The sequence below is a fragment of the Paenibacillus sp. Y301 genome (assembly GCF_059445505.1).
Genome location: NZ_JCAIUL010000004.1, coordinates 121,938 through 138,275 on the forward strand (window position 1 = coordinate 121,938; position 16,338 = coordinate 138,275).

General features: G+C 41.1%; 17 protein-coding genes. 9 read left to right on the plus strand and 8 right to left on the minus strand.

The genetic code is table 11. The features are described from left to right. Positions 1 to 31 precede the first annotated feature (31 nt). The 3 genes from AC1D69_RS09040 to AC1D69_RS09050 form a co-directional block, all read right to left on the minus strand. Positions 32 to 697, minus strand: coding sequence for an amino acid ABC transporter permease (locus AC1D69_RS09040; RefSeq protein WP_495455819.1), 666 nt, complete (start codon positions 695 to 697; stop codon positions 32 to 34). An 82-nt stretch (positions 698 to 779) separates the two neighbouring features. Continuing rightward, positions 780 to 1,541 (minus strand): ABC transporter substrate-binding protein, encoded by a 762-nt coding sequence (locus AC1D69_RS09045; RefSeq protein ID WP_495456058.1) that lies wholly within the window; start codon positions 1,539 to 1,541, stop codon positions 780 to 782. Between the two features lie 73 nt (positions 1,542 to 1,614). Then, entirely contained in the window at positions 1,615 to 2,343 is a 729-nt protein-coding gene (locus tag AC1D69_RS09050; protein ID WP_495456059.1) for an amino acid ABC transporter ATP-binding protein, read from the minus strand. Between the two features lie 399 nt (positions 2,344 to 2,742). Between AC1D69_RS09050 and AC1D69_RS09055 the strand changes: the two genes are divergently transcribed. After that, entirely contained in the window at positions 2,743 to 2,943 is a 201-nt protein-coding gene (locus tag AC1D69_RS09055) for a cold-shock protein (RefSeq protein ID WP_036651712.1), read from the plus strand. 156 nt (positions 2,944 to 3,099) lie between these two features. After that, a complete protein-coding gene (locus AC1D69_RS09060) occupies positions 3,100 to 3,330 on the plus strand; it encodes a cold-shock protein (protein WP_495455820.1) in 231 nt (76 codons plus the stop codon). Between the two features lie 110 nt (positions 3,331 to 3,440). Here the strand turns inward: AC1D69_RS09060 and AC1D69_RS09065 are convergent, their stop codons facing one another. Further along, entirely contained in the window at positions 3,441 to 4,145 is a 705-nt protein-coding gene (locus AC1D69_RS09065; protein ID WP_495455821.1) for a YcnI family copper-binding membrane protein, read from the minus strand. 51 nt (positions 4,146 to 4,196) lie between these two features. After that, positions 4,197 to 5,834: a copper resistance CopC/CopD family protein gene (locus AC1D69_RS09070; protein WP_495455822.1), complete on the minus strand. Its 1,638-nt coding sequence runs from the start codon at positions 5,832 to 5,834 to the stop codon at positions 4,197 to 4,199. A 222-nt stretch (positions 5,835 to 6,056) separates the two neighbouring features. Between AC1D69_RS09070 and AC1D69_RS09075 the strand changes: the two genes are divergently transcribed. Further along, positions 6,057 to 7,424, plus strand: a complete 1,368-nt coding sequence (locus tag AC1D69_RS09075; RefSeq protein WP_495455823.1) for an MATE family efflux transporter — start codon at positions 6,057 to 6,059, stop codon at positions 7,422 to 7,424. Positions 7,425 to 7,608: 184 nt separating this feature from the next. Continuing rightward, on the plus strand, positions 7,609 to 7,779 hold the full coding sequence (locus AC1D69_RS09080) for a hypothetical protein (protein WP_495455824.1): 171 nt from the start codon (positions 7,609 to 7,611) through the stop codon (positions 7,777 to 7,779). 64 nt (positions 7,780 to 7,843) lie between these two features. Here the strand turns inward: AC1D69_RS09080 and AC1D69_RS09085 are convergent, their stop codons facing one another. Continuing rightward, on the minus strand, positions 7,844 to 9,682 hold the full coding sequence (locus AC1D69_RS09085) for a bifunctional diguanylate cyclase/phosphohydrolase (protein WP_495455825.1): 1,839 nt from the start codon (positions 9,680 to 9,682) through the stop codon (positions 7,844 to 7,846). Between the two features lie 242 nt (positions 9,683 to 9,924). Between AC1D69_RS09085 and AC1D69_RS09090 the strand changes: the two genes are divergently transcribed. The 4 genes from AC1D69_RS09090 (at position 9,925) to nfsA (ending at position 13,961) form a co-directional block, all read left to right on the plus strand. Continuing rightward, the gene (locus AC1D69_RS09090; RefSeq protein ID WP_495455826.1) at positions 9,925 to 10,287 is read left to right on the plus strand and encodes a metal-sensitive transcriptional regulator; all 363 of its coding nucleotides are present in this window, start codon (positions 9,925 to 9,927) and stop codon (positions 10,285 to 10,287) included. Between the two features lie 36 nt (positions 10,288 to 10,323). Beyond that, on the plus strand, positions 10,324 to 10,524 hold the full coding sequence (locus tag AC1D69_RS09095; protein ID WP_495455827.1) for a copper ion binding protein: 201 nt from the start codon (positions 10,324 to 10,326) through the stop codon (positions 10,522 to 10,524). Between the two features lie 178 nt (positions 10,525 to 10,702). Next, entirely contained in the window at positions 10,703 to 13,141 is a 2,439-nt protein-coding gene (locus AC1D69_RS09100; RefSeq protein ID WP_495455828.1) for a heavy metal translocating P-type ATPase, read from the plus strand. Between the two features lie 64 nt (positions 13,142 to 13,205). Further along, positions 13,206 to 13,961: an oxygen-insensitive NADPH nitroreductase gene (nfsA, locus tag AC1D69_RS09105; protein ID WP_495455829.1), complete on the plus strand. Its 756-nt coding sequence runs from the start codon at positions 13,206 to 13,208 to the stop codon at positions 13,959 to 13,961. An 11-nt stretch (positions 13,962 to 13,972) separates the two neighbouring features. Here nfsA and AC1D69_RS09110 read toward each other — a convergent pair whose 3' ends face one another. Beyond that, entirely contained in the window at positions 13,973 to 14,770 is a 798-nt protein-coding gene (locus AC1D69_RS09110; RefSeq protein ID WP_495455830.1) for a TatD family hydrolase, read from the minus strand. 83 nt (positions 14,771 to 14,853) lie between these two features. Here AC1D69_RS09110 and AC1D69_RS09115 point away from each other — a divergent pair, with 83 nt between their 5' ends. Next, positions 14,854 to 15,453 (plus strand): TVP38/TMEM64 family protein, encoded by a 600-nt coding sequence (locus tag AC1D69_RS09115; protein ID WP_495455831.1) that lies wholly within the window; start codon positions 14,854 to 14,856, stop codon positions 15,451 to 15,453. Between the two features lie 20 nt (positions 15,454 to 15,473). Here AC1D69_RS09115 and AC1D69_RS09120 read toward each other — a convergent pair whose 3' ends face one another. Continuing rightward, entirely contained in the window at positions 15,474 to 16,313 is an 840-nt protein-coding gene (locus AC1D69_RS09120; RefSeq protein WP_495456060.1) for an ABC transporter ATP-binding protein, read from the minus strand. Positions 16,314 to 16,338 lie beyond the last annotated feature (25 nt).

A 16,338-nucleotide genomic window follows, 5' to 3' on the forward strand; every position in this document is an offset into this window, starting at 1 on the left:
ATTACTCGCTCCCTTTCCGATGGAATAGGCATCATTTGTTGTCAGCAATGTTAAAACGTTTCTCCATATAAAGAACAGCGAAGCTGAGTGGGACCGTGAGCACTAAGTAAAAGAGTGCAACAAATGTATACACCGTTAAGGGTAAGAATGTATCCGAATTGATGAGATCCGCATAATACATGAGATCCATCCCTGCTACGACTGCTAGAATAGACGAATTTTTCACCAAATTAATGAACTGATTACCGATGGCAGGGAGAACAACTTTAATTGCTTGAGGCAGTGTGATATGGATCATCGTTTGAATATAAGATAGACCGGTGGCTCTCGCTGCTTCTGTCTGACCTGTGGGGACAGCTTGGATTCCTGCGCGTATAGCCTCTGCTATGAATGATGCCGTATATACTGTCAATCCCAATGTGCCGGATACGAATCCATCTAATTCAATTCCGAGGGAAGGTAATCCTAGATAGAAAAAGAATACAACGATCAAAAGTGGGATATTTCGTATGACTTCAACATAAGCCGTACCCAACCAATTCAGAGGTTTAACAGGAGCAATTCGGAATATAGCAATGATCGCTCCTAGAATGAAGCTTCCAATGAGAGCAAAGATGCTAATCTGAATGGTATTGATGAATCCTTCGATATAACGATCCCAATGGTCGAATACCAGCATGACATCGAAATTCCCCATGGCTGCTCTTTAGATCCTCCTTTTCCTCCTGTATATGAAAAAGAGGAGAGGCGCGGATAGCCCACTCCTCCAGTCTGTTCAGCTATTCAGGTTTAACACCCATCCATTGCTCATAGAGCTTATCGTAATTGCCGCTATCTTTCATTTCTTTCAGTAACTCGTTCACGGTAGATACAAACGCGGTATCTCCTTTACGTATAGCTATCCCGTACGGCTCATCTGTAAAAGTACCACCGACAAGTACGTAATCAGGGTCTTGTTTCTGCATCCCAAGCAGAATGGCATTGTCTGTTGTAAGAGCATCACCCTTACCTGCTTTAAGAGCCGTAAAGGCATCCTGGTAATTTTCAAATTCAAGCACTTCTGCATCAGGTGCCTTCTCGCGAATGTTAGTGGCAGAGGTGGAACCCTTCACCGCAAGCACTTTGATTCCCTTTGTCAGGCCATCTAAGCCTTGAATGGCACTTCCTTTTTTAACTAGAAGAGACTGGCCCGCTTTAAAATAGACATCACTGAAATCAACCTGTTCTTTACGTTCCTCTGTGACGGTCATTGTGGCAATGATCAGGTCAATCTCTCCATTCTGGAGTAAGGGAATACGAGTCTTGGACGTGACCTCTTTCAGCTCAACTTTCGTCTCATCACCTAATACCTTTTTGGCCAAAGCTTTGGCTATATCGATATCGAAGCCTTCAACATTCCCTGTTGCAGGGTCCTTAAGACCGAATAGTTTCGTATCATATTTAACACCTACTATGACCTTTCCACGATCCTTAATGGCTTCTAATGTAGTATCTTTCTTGTCACTACAACCTGCCAATACGACGGTAACCGCCACCACCATGAGAATAAGAAGTAAATGAGACCTCTTTAGTTTGTTCATTGTTTTCATGTTCCCCTTTCATTTCTATAGAATATTAATGATTGATCAGACGACTTAGAAAAGTACGCGCGCGTTCTTCACGTGGGTTAGAGAAGAACTCTGATGATGTTGCAATCTCTAGAATCTGACCTTCATCCATGAATACAACGACATCTGCAACTTCGCGTGCGAATCCCATTTCATGTGTAACAATAACCATGGTCATGCCCTTATGAGCTAGAGAACGCATGACATCGAGTACTTCACCAATCATTTCAGGGTCGAGAGCGGAGGTAGGTTCATCAAATAACATGATCTTAGGATTCATCGCGAGTCCGCGAGCAATAGCCACACGTTGTTGTTGTCCGCCAGAGAGTTGGGAGGGAAAGCTGTCTGCCTTATCTTCGATACCAACTCGAGTTAGATAGGACATGGCTGTTTTCTTAGCATCTTCTTTAGTAAGCCGTTGAACTTTCATAGGAGCGAGAATAATATTATCGATTACTCTCTTATGGGGATAAAGATTGAAATGTTGAAACACGATACCGATATCACGACGGAAATAATTAATATCAATTTTCTTGTCGTGTAGAGGAACCTCATTGACGACCAATTCACCATCTGATATCGTCTCAAGTCGATTAATACATCGAAGTAGGGTGCTTTTTCCTGAACCGGATGGACCGATGATGACCACAACTTCGCCTTCTTTGATCTGGAGGTCAATGTTCTTAAGTACGTGAAAAGGCCCGAAGTACTTATTTACCTTTTTGAATTCAATCAGTGTTAAGCCCCCTCGCCAATTAGAATTGAAATAAAAGTAGGATAAGCGTGTATTTTCATATTATATGAGGAAGGAAATAATACCATGCCACATTGTTATAAATCAGAATAAAGTGGGTATAATATATAGAGTGAGAGTGAATGCCTCGTTAGTCGCATGCCATTTTTATGCAATATCGAAAAAAAATACCTTGAATTTAGCAAATGCTTTTAGCACAGCCTTGCGTTTAGTATATCCGTGTGGTACACTTATCTCAGTTAGAAAATATTGATGACTTTCACTTATTGAAAAGTTGATTCAACCATAGGTCATTGGAACACTTTTCAATGTGTGAAACTTTTTTATATGTAAGTGTAAAAAAAGATCAGCATTAAATTATATTTTTTGGAGGAATTACAAATGCAAACAGGTACAGTAAAATGGTTTAACGCAGACAAAGGTTTCGGTTTCATCGAAGTTGAAGGTGGAAGCGACGTTTTCGTTCACTTCTCCGCTATCACTGGCGACGGATTCAAAACTTTGGACGAAGGCCAACGCGTACAGTTCAACGTAGTTGAAGGAAACCGTGGACCACAAGCAGAAAACGTAGTAAAACTTTAATTAACACAAGACTGCCCTTAACGTCTGTTAAGGGCAGTTTTTTCTATACTATAAGTTTAGAACGTAAAGGTATGATCTATCTTGCGGATGCCGCTTTTCTAGGTTGGGTATCCGTCTATACTTGTTGGTTTTTAAAGTCTTTTAAGGAGGTTGAGTATGAACTATCGCAAAAAATCGTTAGAGGAAATTCCAGAGGAAAATACTTCGATTTGGTCCTGTACGGATGAGGGCTGTAAGGGATGGATGCGTGATAACTTCGCGTTTGAACATGAACCGACTTGTCGGTTATGCAATGCCCCTATGGTTCGTGCTACCAAGATGCTTCCTATACTTAACAATTCCAATGGTGACTTGAAGGCAATCAAGAAGGGCGTTCAAATTGACTAAGTAATACGTCTAGGGAGACTTCATTAGTGAATGTGACCCTTCTGATATGTAAAGAAAGAGACCGTAATCTTTAAGATTACGGTCTCTTTCTTTTGCGTAATAAGGATGAACTAGAGTTTTCTTCGATTATTTAGGGCTATGATGAGTGCAATTATAGAAAGGATTAAAGCTACAATAGATATGATCATAGTGACAATATTTAAGGTTGGGGAAGTTTCGCTTGATTCGGAATGACCCGATGTATTAGTTGGCTGATTCTCTACAGATGGTGTACCTGTTGAAGTGTCATGATCCCCATGTGCTTCATTATTCACAGCTCCACCTTCAGAGGGTAATGGTGCGGGTGCAGTGGTAATCTGGGTAATAGAATGAGGGGTTGCGGAGTCCTCGGCTCCCGTCCATTCTACAATGCTTCCATCATTATAGTATTGGTAAGCGTCCCAAGCTAAAGATGCATCTTCTTTGGGATTCTGGACTACGAAGTTAAATATTTGGAATTCTCCAGCAGAGATTCCTTCCCCTACAGCCGTCCACGTAATAGAGCTGACTTTACCTGAACTATCTTTCTCTGTACTGACCTGCCAATCAGGTACAGGTTGATATTGCTTGAAGTCTACAACATCCGGGATTTTTAAAGAAACTTTCGTGGTGGGAATGTCTTTTTCAACCGGTACTTTAATCGTATATGTCTCCCAAGCTCCCGGAGTAGATGTGGATGGATTGACGGATACATGAGCACTTGCGATGCCGGAGAAGAGTAATAAGCTTGTAGCGGCTGACATGAATAGGATGGTTAATTTGGACTTTTTAAACAAAGTAATACCTCTTTTCAATGGTGATTTGTATTTTCTTTTGCTAAGCGATGGTTACTTGGTTCCCACCCTGATCTTAAATTCCGTATCCCAACTATCAAGTGTAGAAGTTAAGATATGGACTTGAACATTCCACTGTCCAGCCATGCTGATGAGATCTTCGGCTATAAAGTTGGAATCTGCTTGATGTGGAATAAGGATTTCGTATGGGTTCATGTCCATATCTAAGTTAATTAGAGTAAGTTTAATTTGGTCAATATTAGTGATGTCATAGCCACTAGGATCTTGTACATGGATTTCAAATTGATTATTACCGATTACATTTGGGCTAATTTGTAGTGAAATGGTGTTCCCGTTCTCTAAAGTTTGACTAAGGTCAACGGGACCTGGCGATGACATGGCTGTTGGTATATTGGTAAGGATTGCAGCAAGGACAAGGGTAACCACACCGATACTTAATTCAATCCATACACTCTTACCCAGTAGTTTGTTGCGTCTTCCGCGTAAGGTGTTGTTGGCAGCGAAACCTAGCATGATGAGTACAAGACCACATTTAGTCAGTAGTATTTGCCCATATAACGTATTAAATAAGGAATACATTGTGGGTACATACTTCAGACTGGCATACGTCCCACTAAGTATAAGAATGGCCACAAGGCCGGTTCCCCAGATGGAGAACGTACGAATGACACCAAAGATAGTCCTCTTTCGATCCTCTGGTTCAGAAGGGAGTGAGGCTTCACCTGGAAGAATAGCAGCTATTACAAGTAATGAACCGATCCAGATACATATAGCAGTTAGGTGAAGAAAGTTCATCGTTATAGATAATACTTCGGATTCAGAAGCAGCTGCATGACCAATGAATGACTTCGTTAAGAGAATGCCAAGACCTAGGATTAATGAGATATAGTAATAGATATTTCCAGCATAGCTCTGTTTCTTTGAAGTACGATTAGCTATATACAAGAAGCCACCTAGTACAATCACTATAATGAACTGAATTAACCATATCGTACCGAAGTTTGTATTCATCAATGGAAAGAACCATGGTGTTGACCCTAACTTAGTCCAAGGTAAACGTGCATCAATGGTAGCCTGTAATGGTAGGCTTAGGATAATGCTTGTAGCTATACCACCGTAAGATATCCAACATAACGTACGACTACGTGGTGACAAGGGGGATATCCCCTTTTTGCTCGAATCTGGGCGATACATAAAGAGGTAGAAACAGAGAATACCGATAAACAAAGACATGCTTAAGTACAGTAACCATCGGGTAACAATCAGATCTAGTCCAGGTAATCTATCTGAAGAACTAGCAGGCGGTGCGTTAATGGAGCTGCTGGACTGTCCAATTTGAAAAGAAAAACTTCCATCAATCGGATGGCCATCTCCTGAAATGATGTACCATGAAATAGTGTAGAGCCCATCGGGTAGATTAGGTCTGACGCTACCTTCAAGTGTCTTCGGTTGTTGATCAGGTATATAGCTGTCATCTAGATCCACTCGTTCTCCTGAAGCATTCATGACCTGAATTGAATGGAAAGCAGGCTGAATGGTCTCATTGAACTGAAGGGTAATCTTTGTTGGAGATTGTGTAAGGATATCGTTCGCAGAGGGCATAGACTGCTGAAGATATGCATGTGCATAACTAAATGAAGGAAATAACATACATACCAATGTTAATGCCAAACCAAGTCCCCATACTCTTTTATAAAAGTGCACTGTTTTCACCTACTCGCTTGATGTATAGATCTATTCTATCGTGCTGTTCATGGAATTGTAATGACTCTAATGGGCTATACAGGTGAAATAAGTTGTTGTAGGTCCCTGTAATGAATGTTATTATAGGCGGCGAACGTCTAAGCTGTGGTTAGAGAAATTCGTTCAATTGACATTTAGGAGTAGAGATATTTGACATCTTTAAGATCGAAGGACACCTATTCTCTGTACAACTTAGCATGGCCAATTATGCTGGAAATGTCTCTGCAATTTATGATTGGGACTGTCGATACAATCATGGTTAGTAAGATATCAGATGAGGCAGTGGCGGCTGTGGGGATATGTAATCAATTTTTTGCGGCTTTGTTTGTATTATTTACGATGATTAGCGGTGGGGCGGGGATATTAGTAGCTCAGAAACTTGGAGCAGGTAATGAACTAGAAGCACGTAAAGCGGCATCTCTAGCGTTCTCCTTTAATGTAGTTATTGGGGTTGGAGTCAGCATCGGACTTCACTTCTATACGGACGCCATACTCACTTTAATGCATGTGCCGATGGAGATCCGTCCTTTGGCTCAACAGTATCTTCAGATTGTGGGTAGTGGTGCAATAATGATGGCGCTTCTTCAGGCGTGTAGTACGATTATCAGGAATACGGGGAATACAAAAGCTACGATGATGATTGCTATAGGCATGAACTTCATTCATATTTTGTTTAATTACATATTTATTTTTGGGAAGCTTGGTTTCCCGGAAATGGGAATGGTAGGAGTAAGTATCTCAACCGTTCTAAGCAGATCGATTGCTACAGCAGTGCTATTCGTAATTCTGCTTAATAGCTTTAGTTCAAGACTGACCTTTGGAGAGTTTGTGAGATGGAATAAGAAAATCGTTAAGGAAATCGCAAAGATTGGTATTCCGCTTTCGCTAAGTGGTGGATCCTATTCGATTACGCAGTTAGTGATCGCATCACTTATTGGGACTATGGGTGCCGTAGAATTAGCAACGCGTTCCTATATGACGACCGTGGAATCCTTTGCCTTTCTACTTGGGATGTCGGTTGCGATGGCAGTGCAGATTCGTACAGCACATTTATATGGATCTGGGAAACGCATGGATGCATACTCAGGTGCATGGAAGGCTCTGAAGTGGGGGGTTATCCTTGTAGAAGTAAACACAATTATTCTCGTTATATTTGGTAAATATATATTGAATTGGTTTACAAGCGATGAATCAATTATAGCTATGGGAGTCTTCCTATTGCTCGTAAATATCGTTCTTCAACCCGGTAAAATGATTAATATGACAATGGGTAATGCTCTGAATGCGATTGGACAGACGAAGTATGTTATGACGACTAGTATTATTTCGATGTGGATCGTGTCGGTAGGATTAGCGTACCTATTAGGAATTGTGCTGGATATGGGACTGTTTGGTGTGTATATTGCCATGATTGTAGATGAATATCTGCGTGGAGTTCTTGTTTCCTTAAGATGGCGAAAATGGAGGGGACATATGAAGGATGTCCAATTGCAAAGTGCAGATGGCGTAGTTATGTAAGGAAGATGGAGCATGAGGGAGGATATCTATGACTCAGTTTGGTCAGGGACTCTCTTCCTTGCTGACCCTGGTTTTCAAGTAATGAATCATTTTCAGTAAGTTTTCACTATCCTTCAATGTTCTTTATAATAAAGGGAGAACTTTTAACTGCAAGTTCAAAAACAAGTCTGGAGTGATTTAGTTAATGAACCATGCTATGTTGGAACGTCGAAGCGAAATATTGAAGAAGAATATTCACCAATTGCTCATTCGGGATAACCAGTTCGGTATTAGTAATCAGCAAAATATGTTAATGCAACATATGATTAAAGAGCTTCACCAAACTTCTCATGAGATGAATTCAGAAAAAGCTTGAGATAACAACTGATTACACATTACAATAATAATAACCCGTTGCTCGGAGCTATCCGTACAACGGGTTATTTATTATTTATGAGAGTGAAATCGTTCTTACTTTCAATGTAACCGATGAATAGCTCCGTCAGAACAGGATCGAATTGAGAACCAGCACACATACGAAGTTCTGAGATAGCTTCTGGTATGGTCTTCGTTCTTTGGTATGGTCTTTCGGATGTCATCGCATCAAAGGAATCTATAATGGTTAACATACGGCATAACCAAGGAATCTCCTCATTTTTAAACCCGTGGGGGTAACCTTTACCATCGTAATGCTCATGGTGAAGGTCTGCAAATGGGGCTAAATCTTTGAATTTCTCTTGGCTTAATATGATTTCTTTCCCCCAAGTGACATGGCTTTTAATTTGGTTCCATTCATTTGAAGTGAGTTTCTCCGCTCTGTGAAGCAATTCGCGAGGAATTTCTATTTTGCCAATATCATGAATGAGGGCACCTAATACAAATTTTCTATAAAGGGTGGAATCAAGCTGTAGAATGTCACTCATATCGATGGCATATTGGAACACACGCTTAGAATGAGTATACGTTGTAATATCTTTGTACATAAAAAGACTCAGCTGCTGTTCGATATCTCGTACATCTTGAGAAATATCGATTTCAGGTTTCATTTTCGGTATATTACCATGGATGTGGACGCTGTTCTTACCTTGATTCTTTGCATAGACTAGAGCTTGTACAGCTCGATCAACGAGATCAGATTTATGATGTATATCCATGTGGACAGAGGCGATACCCGCAGAGAAAGAGAGACAATGATGAGGGAGTAACTCAACACCTTCGATATAAATATCGTTTAACTTTTTACGAAGACTGTTGATAAAGAGGAAGGCTCGATGTGAATCATAACCTGGCAAAAGAATGGTGAATTCCTCACCTCCATAACGAGAAGCTATAGCGGAGACGGCGTTACATTCTTTTTTCAGATATTGTCCAACAAAAGCGAGTAACTTATCGCCAATAAGATGCCCGTAATGATTGTTATATATTTTGAAATCATCGATGTCGATCATGGCGATGGAAAGGATTGTATCATTCTTGATGGAATGGGCTAGTTCCTTCTCGAGACTGTCCTCAAAAAAGCTATGGTTATAAAGCCCTGTGCGTTGATCTTGATGGGTTCGTTCCTCTGTTTGAAGATAGAGATTGAACATTTGAATATATGAACGTGAGAGGAGTATACTTAGACCAGTAAATAATAATAGTCCTATAATGCCGTTATGGACAACCAGTACGGTAAGGACGACAGATAGAATCATCGTGCAAGCATATACTTTTAACGATTCTTTAAACAGACTCTTGAGGGTGATCCGAAGATGGATTCCGCGTTGCAGATAATAGTACATACCAATACTCAAAGTGTTTACCGTGAAGTAGATCGTTAGTGAGAGTGCATAAGCAAATAAATGTCGGTTCTCAAAAGCTCCAGTGGTCCCGCCTGCCCAGTAATATACGGACGAAGAACAGATGAGCGTAATAGCGTATATCGAGAAATTAATTAGATGTTTCTTAAGCGTTAATTCTCGTTCGCAGATTGCAAAGAATAATGTATTAACAAGTAACACGGATAAAGCAAATGAAATGTCATACATAAATACACATGCCAAATATACTGCTGAATCCATGGACTGTTTGCTTCCTGTGGGTGGTAATTGAAAAGTGAAGAAATCAAGAACAAAGGTTGTACCCACCATAGATAGTAATAAGACCCAAGTAGATATGGAGTGCTGGAAAGGTGTTGGTCTGTAGGTTGTAATGAATAGATAAATGCTAGCGAGGAATAGTAAACAGGTAAAGATCTGACTCCATGTCATACCTTTAATCCATAAGCGAGGGGTAAACATGGTTAACCTTCTTCCTAATTAAGGTGTCATAATCTTGCAAATGAAATATGACCATAATATATAAATTCGGCAATTAATTGGTAATTCCTGCTATCATAAATGATATTTATGAAAATAATCATCATGGAAGAAAAAAGTGATCGGGCAATCTTATTATACCTATTGAATACCCAAGGGGGGTATGGTATTGTTAAGGGGTAGAAGAAATACAGAGATTTTCGAAAGAAGTAGGAGGAAAGCCTATGGAAGATCACAAGTCAGACCGCCTTATAGAAGGACTGAAAACTTCTGAGGCAGGACCTGATGTATGTCATACGGATTCAAATACACGAAAAAGTCATCACTCTGAACAGACAAAGAGTAAGTTGGTCGCGCGATTGAATCGTATTGAAGGTCAGATCCGAGGCGTTAAAGGGATGATCGAGAAAGATATATATTGCGACGACGTGTTAAATCAGATCGCAGCAATTCAGTCAGCTATGAATGGTGTAGGGAAATTGTTGTTAGAAGGACATATGAGAAGTTGTGTAGTGGAACGCATTGAAGCAGGAGATCATGAAGTTATTGATGAATTATTAGTTACCGTGAACAAATTAATGAGATAAAGTCAAAATAAGCTTAACCAATAGGAGGAATATAACATGCAACATGTAACATTAAACGTAGAAGGTATGTCTTGTAATCATTGTTTGAACGCTGTCGAAGGTGCAGTTAAGAGTGTAGGAGCAACAGGCAAGGTAGATCTGCCAACAAAGAAGGTTACCGTTGATTTCGATGAGAACAAGGTTAGTCTAGAAGCAATTAAACAAGCTATTGTTGATCAAGGTTACGACATCGTATAAAAGGATTTCATATTTTTAAATAACGGAATGAAAAGCTATGGTTCACAAGAGCTTCTGTCAGAACGTTAAATGAGGAGCGGGGCAGGGGATAGGTCATTTCCACGCCTCGCATTTTTTTGAAGTAATCGATACCCTACCTGGGTATAGAAAATGATGAATAAACGAAAGGGAGGTGACCATGTTGTCATCTAATACCTCTGGAGAACAGCAAACAACGTTACAGATTACCGGTATGACGTGCTCTGCATGTGCTACACGGATTGAAAAGGGACTATCACGGTTGGAAGGTGTAACCAAGGCCAATGTTAATCTTGCCTTGGAGCAGGCATCTGTTACCTATGACCCAATGCAGATGAATGTGGATACAATTGAACAAAAGATTACATCTCTTGGTTACGGGACAGTGAAACAATCCATGGACTTTGAGATTACAGGAATGACATGTGCCGCTTGTTCTACACGCATTGAAAAAGGGTTAAATAGGTTAGAGGGAATTTCTCATGCAAATGTAAATCTTGCTCTGGAGACAGCTCATGTGGAATATTCTCCAATGCACACGAATGTAAAGGAGATTATTCGAAAAGTAGAGCAACTTGGCTATAAAGCTATACCGAAGCAGGAAGCACAAGATACAGCTGATCTTCGAAAACGAGAAATTGATCGAAAAAAATGGATGTGGGTGATCTCCGCTATTCTTTCTCTGCCCCTTCTATGGGCGATGGTAGGACACTTCTCCTTTACCTCGTGGATTCCTGTTCCAGTTTTGTTTATGAACCCATGGTTTCAACTGATCTTAGCGACGCCAGTACAGTTTATTATTGGGGGACAATTCTACGTTGGAGCCTATAAAGCATTGCGTAATGGTAGCGCCAATATGGATGTGCTGGTCGCGTTAGGAACATCAGCAGCGTATTTTTACAGTGTATATCTCACGATTCAGTCTCTGGGTATGGGTAATATGGAACATACGGTTGAGATGTACTACGAGACAAGTAGCGTATTGATCACATTAATCCTTGTGGGTAAATGGTTTGAGGCTCTGGCAAAAGGGCGTTCGTCAGAAGCTATCAAAAGTTTAATGGGACTACAAGCCAAAACTGCACTTGTCGTGCGTAATGGAGAAGAAGTTAGTATCCCGATGGAAGAGGTCATCGTTGGGGAGATCATTATTGTCAAACCAGGGGAGAAGATCCCTGTGGACGGCCGAGTTCTTGAAGGAATATCTTCTGTAGATGAGTCCATGTTGACAGGGGAGAGTATTCCCATTGAGAAACATGAGGGCGATAAGGTTATTGGGGCAACTCTGAACAAGAATGGTGTTCTTCGTATCGAAGCGACGAAGATTGGTAAAGATACAACATTAGCACAGATTATACAAGTGGTAGAAGCTGCACAAGGATCCAAAGCACCCATTCAACGAATTGCAGATGTGATCTCAGGGATCTTTGTTCCTGTCGTAGTAGGGATTGCTCTCATCACATTCTTAGTATGGTATTTTGGAATAGAACAGGGGCAATTTGCTAGTGCATTGGAAAAAGCTATTGCTGTACTCGTTATTGCGTGTCCTTGTGCACTTGGTCTTGCGACACCTACGTCTATTATGGCAGGGTCAGGTCGTGCCGCTGAATTCGGAATTCTGTTCAAAGGCGGAGAACATTTAGAATCGGCACAGCGAATAGGTGTTGTAGTCTTAGATAAGACAGGTACAGTGACGAACGGTAAGCCAGTATTGACCGATGTTCTTCCGATTGCGCCAATGACGGAAAGTTCATTGTTGCGAATGACAGCTGCTGTTGAGAAGCACTCCGAGCATCCACTAGCAGATGCTATTGTGAGTGAGGCGATTGATCGAAGTAAGGGATTACCCCTTCCTGTTGCGAAACAGTTCGAGAATATACCAGGTTATGGTGTAACAGCTTGGGTAGATGGTAGAAAAATGCTGGTGGGTACACGAAAGCTGATGTCTGAGAATGGACTTGATATTGGTACAGCCCATGAGGACATGAATCAACTTGAGGAATCCGGTAAAACGGCTATGCTTGTTGCTGTTGATGGAAAATATGCAGGAATTGTGGCTGTTGCAGATACCATTAAGGAAACATCTAAAGAAGCCGTTAATCGTTTGATAAATATGGGCATTGACGTCGTTATGATTACAGGAGATAACGAACGCACAGCTAAAGCGATTGCTAAGCAGGCGGGGATCACTACAGTGTTAGCTGAAGTTCTTCCTGAAGGTAAAGCGGAAGAAGTGAAGAAGTTACAGCAATCTGGAAAAGTCATTGCTATGGTAGGTGATGGCATTAATGATGCACCTGCTTTAGCCACTGCAGATATCGGTATGGCGGTTGGAACTGGAACAGATGTTGCTATGGAAGCAGCCGACGTTACTTTGATGAGAGGCGATCTGAACGCTGTTGCGGACGCTGTTATGATGAGTCGAAGAACGATGAGTAACATCAAACAGAATCTATTCTGGGCGCTAGCATACAACGCTATAGGTATTCCAATAGCTGCTTCAGGTTTCTTAGCTCCTTGGGTTGCCGGGGCAGCGATGGCTTTCAGTTCTGTTTCCGTTGTGCTAAACGCCTTACGTCTACAACGGGTGAAGCTATGAGTTTCTTCGAATACTAATCAAAAAATCTAACGAGATATCCAAAAAGATTAGGAGTGGTAGTGCTATGAACAATACAACAAACGAAACCATTTCACTATTAATGAATCATCGATCTGTCCGCTCTTTTAAAGATACACAAGTTAGCGATGATCAGCTTGCTTCAATTATAGCTGCGGGACAAATGGCTTCAACCTCTAGTAATGTGCAAGCTTACAGTGTTATAGCTATAACGGAACCAGAACTCAGAGGAAAGTTAGCTGTACTCGCCGGAAATCAGGCTTACGTAGAACAATGCTCCGTTTTCCTAGTCTGGTGTGCGGATTTATACCGTCTGCAGCAAGTAACTACACCCCATTTGGGGGATCAGCCTTCCTATGAGGATACGATGGAGAACTTCATCGTTGCGACAACAGATGTAGCTCTAGCAGCTCAGAATACAGCGATAGCTGCGGAATCGTTAGGTCTTGGCATTGTATATATTGGTGGCATTCGCAATCGTATTGCAGAGGTCTCCGAACTCCTTGAGTTACCGGAATTAGTCTATCCCGTATTCGGTATGTGTGTTGGATACCCCGATCAGGAGAACGGTCTAAGACCTCGATTACCAATGGAAGCAGTACTCCACAAGAATAGTTACAATAAGGAACAGAGCGTAGAACAAGCTGGAAAGTACGACGTTACGACGAAACAATATATGCTGGAACGAACAGAGGGAAAGAAAGATAACCCATGGTCAGAGATCATGGCTACTCGCTTATCCCAACCTACTCGTCTTCACATGAAGGAGTTTCTAGATCGCAAAGGATTTATGAAAAAGTAATTCATAAAGGTTCATTTAATTCCATAGAATCTTTGAGTATTGTCGTAGATCAATTCACGAGCTTCCTCTACACTCATATGGTGTATTCTACTCCATTCTTCTATCACATCTGAGATCATGCGGGGATGGGTCATCTGTCCAGTAAAGGGTCCTTCAAAAGGCCATGGACCATCCGTCTCCACCATGATCTGATGTGTAGGATAAATACGGGCTAGCTCTTGAATCTCGGCTTCATATAGAAGATCAGGTGTGAAAGAGATATAATATCCATTACGGGCCATTCTTTCAATGGTATCTGGAGAACCCTTAAACCAATGAAAATGTGCACGTGTTACGTGATATTGTTCAAGTAAGTTACATACGATGTTGGCGTCTTGATACACAGCATGGAGTACGATAGGCTTATTATGGATAGCTGCAAAAGAAATAAACTTCTCCAGTAGGTTAATATAAGGTGTTTGGTCAAATGAAAAATCATTCTCTTCTGCCTCAAGTTGAGAGTAATAGGGTAGTCCTACCTCACCAACAGCAACCATGTCTTGAATATGGAGCTCCATCCAGGAGAATAATTGCTGGGTCTCCTCTTCTGTCGGCAAGGGTTGTTCAGGATGATAACCGAAGGCAGGGTGAACGAGTTTGGGATACAATTGTGACAACGCTAGGTTCGTTTTACTCGATGCAAGGTTCATGGATACAGCAATGACTCCCGTTATGCCTTCGCTGGGCAAATGTTCAATGTGCAACGGTGAGTTATAAGTATCAAGATGGATATGGGCATCAATTAGTGGTATGTTTATGGAATTGTTCATAGGTGACGTTTACTCCTATTCTGGATTCGGTAGAACCTTGTACACTTTTTTAGGAAGTATTGAAATGGAGTCGGTTGGGATATATGACAAATATGATAGACCAAGCCATTGAATGGCTTTTGAATTTTACTGGATTGGAAGGTATTTCAATTCTATTTCTTACGACTTTCTTGGCGATTATTCAAGGTATTCTAGGATTCTTTCCATTTGCAACATTAATAGTACTGCACATTTCCACTTTAGGATTAACGGTTGGATTAATAGCTAGCTGGTTTGTAGCAACCGTAGCTTCCATTGTAGTGTTTACCATTTGTAGATATTTCTTTTACGAATGGTTCAATCGAAGATGGGGTAAAAAATTAGAACGTTATGAGAAATGGCAACATGGCATGGACAAATACGGCGCATGGTCGATTATATTTCTACGAACCTTACCCATTATGCCTAATAATCTAATCTCCTTTATGTCTGCTTTATCTCCAATAAAGAATTCAACATATGCATGGGCATCGATTATAGGTACACTATCACACATTTGGTTGTTTGGTATTATAAGTTCGTCCATCATTATGCCGGATATGAACATCAAGGGACTGACAATATCATATATCTTGTTTTGTATTGCTCTTATTGTCATGTTCGGAGCGAGTCAATATAGAGGTTATCGTAAAAGCCACGGCTAAATGGTATATCATTAGCGTCCTTATTTAGCTTGAACTTGGGTTTTGCGCTGTTCTTCTTTCATCCATTCCGATAGTTCACGTCTTAATCTTAAGAAGGTAGGATCCTCCGTTATCTCCTCTTTACGTGGTCGAGGAAAAGGCACATCAATGACCTCTAATACTGAACCAGGCCGGCTTGAGAACACATAGATCCGATTGGAGAGCAGTAATGCTTCTTCAATATTATGTGTGATTAGTAAGATAGAGCGTCGGTTTTCTTCCCAAATATCGAGTAACCAGCGTTGCATATCACTTCTTGTGAGTGTATCTAGTGCACTGAAAGGCTCGTCTAGGCACATCAATTCCTCAGGACTGAGTAGGGCGCGCAGGAAAGCAGCTCGCTGTTGCATCCCACCGGATAACATATGTGGGTAAGCTTGCTCAAATCCAGATAGACCAACTCTAGTGATCCACTCTCGAGCCTCTGCTCGAGCTTCTCTTTTGGACATTCCCTTCACTTCCTGCGCGAGAATCACATTATCCTCAATAGTCCGCCATGGAAACAGTGCCGGTTGTTGAGGCATGAAGCTTATATGACCTCTCTCACCCGTTACTTGTTGTCCATTCATCCATACTTCCCCTGCATCGGGTTGGACTAATCCACCAACAATTTGGAATAGTGTGCTTTTTCCACACCCAGAAGGTCCCACGATCGAGACAAACTCTCCTTGCTCCACCGTGAGTGAGACCCCATCCAGTACAGGTAGACTTTGGCGTCCCCTTTTAAAACTCTTATGAATATCGGTAACCTTTAATACAGGATATGTCGAGGTAACTTCATGTTGAGAGTTACGTTCTTCTTGCTGTATAAGGGATTTCAACAATAGTAACACGCCCTTTATGATG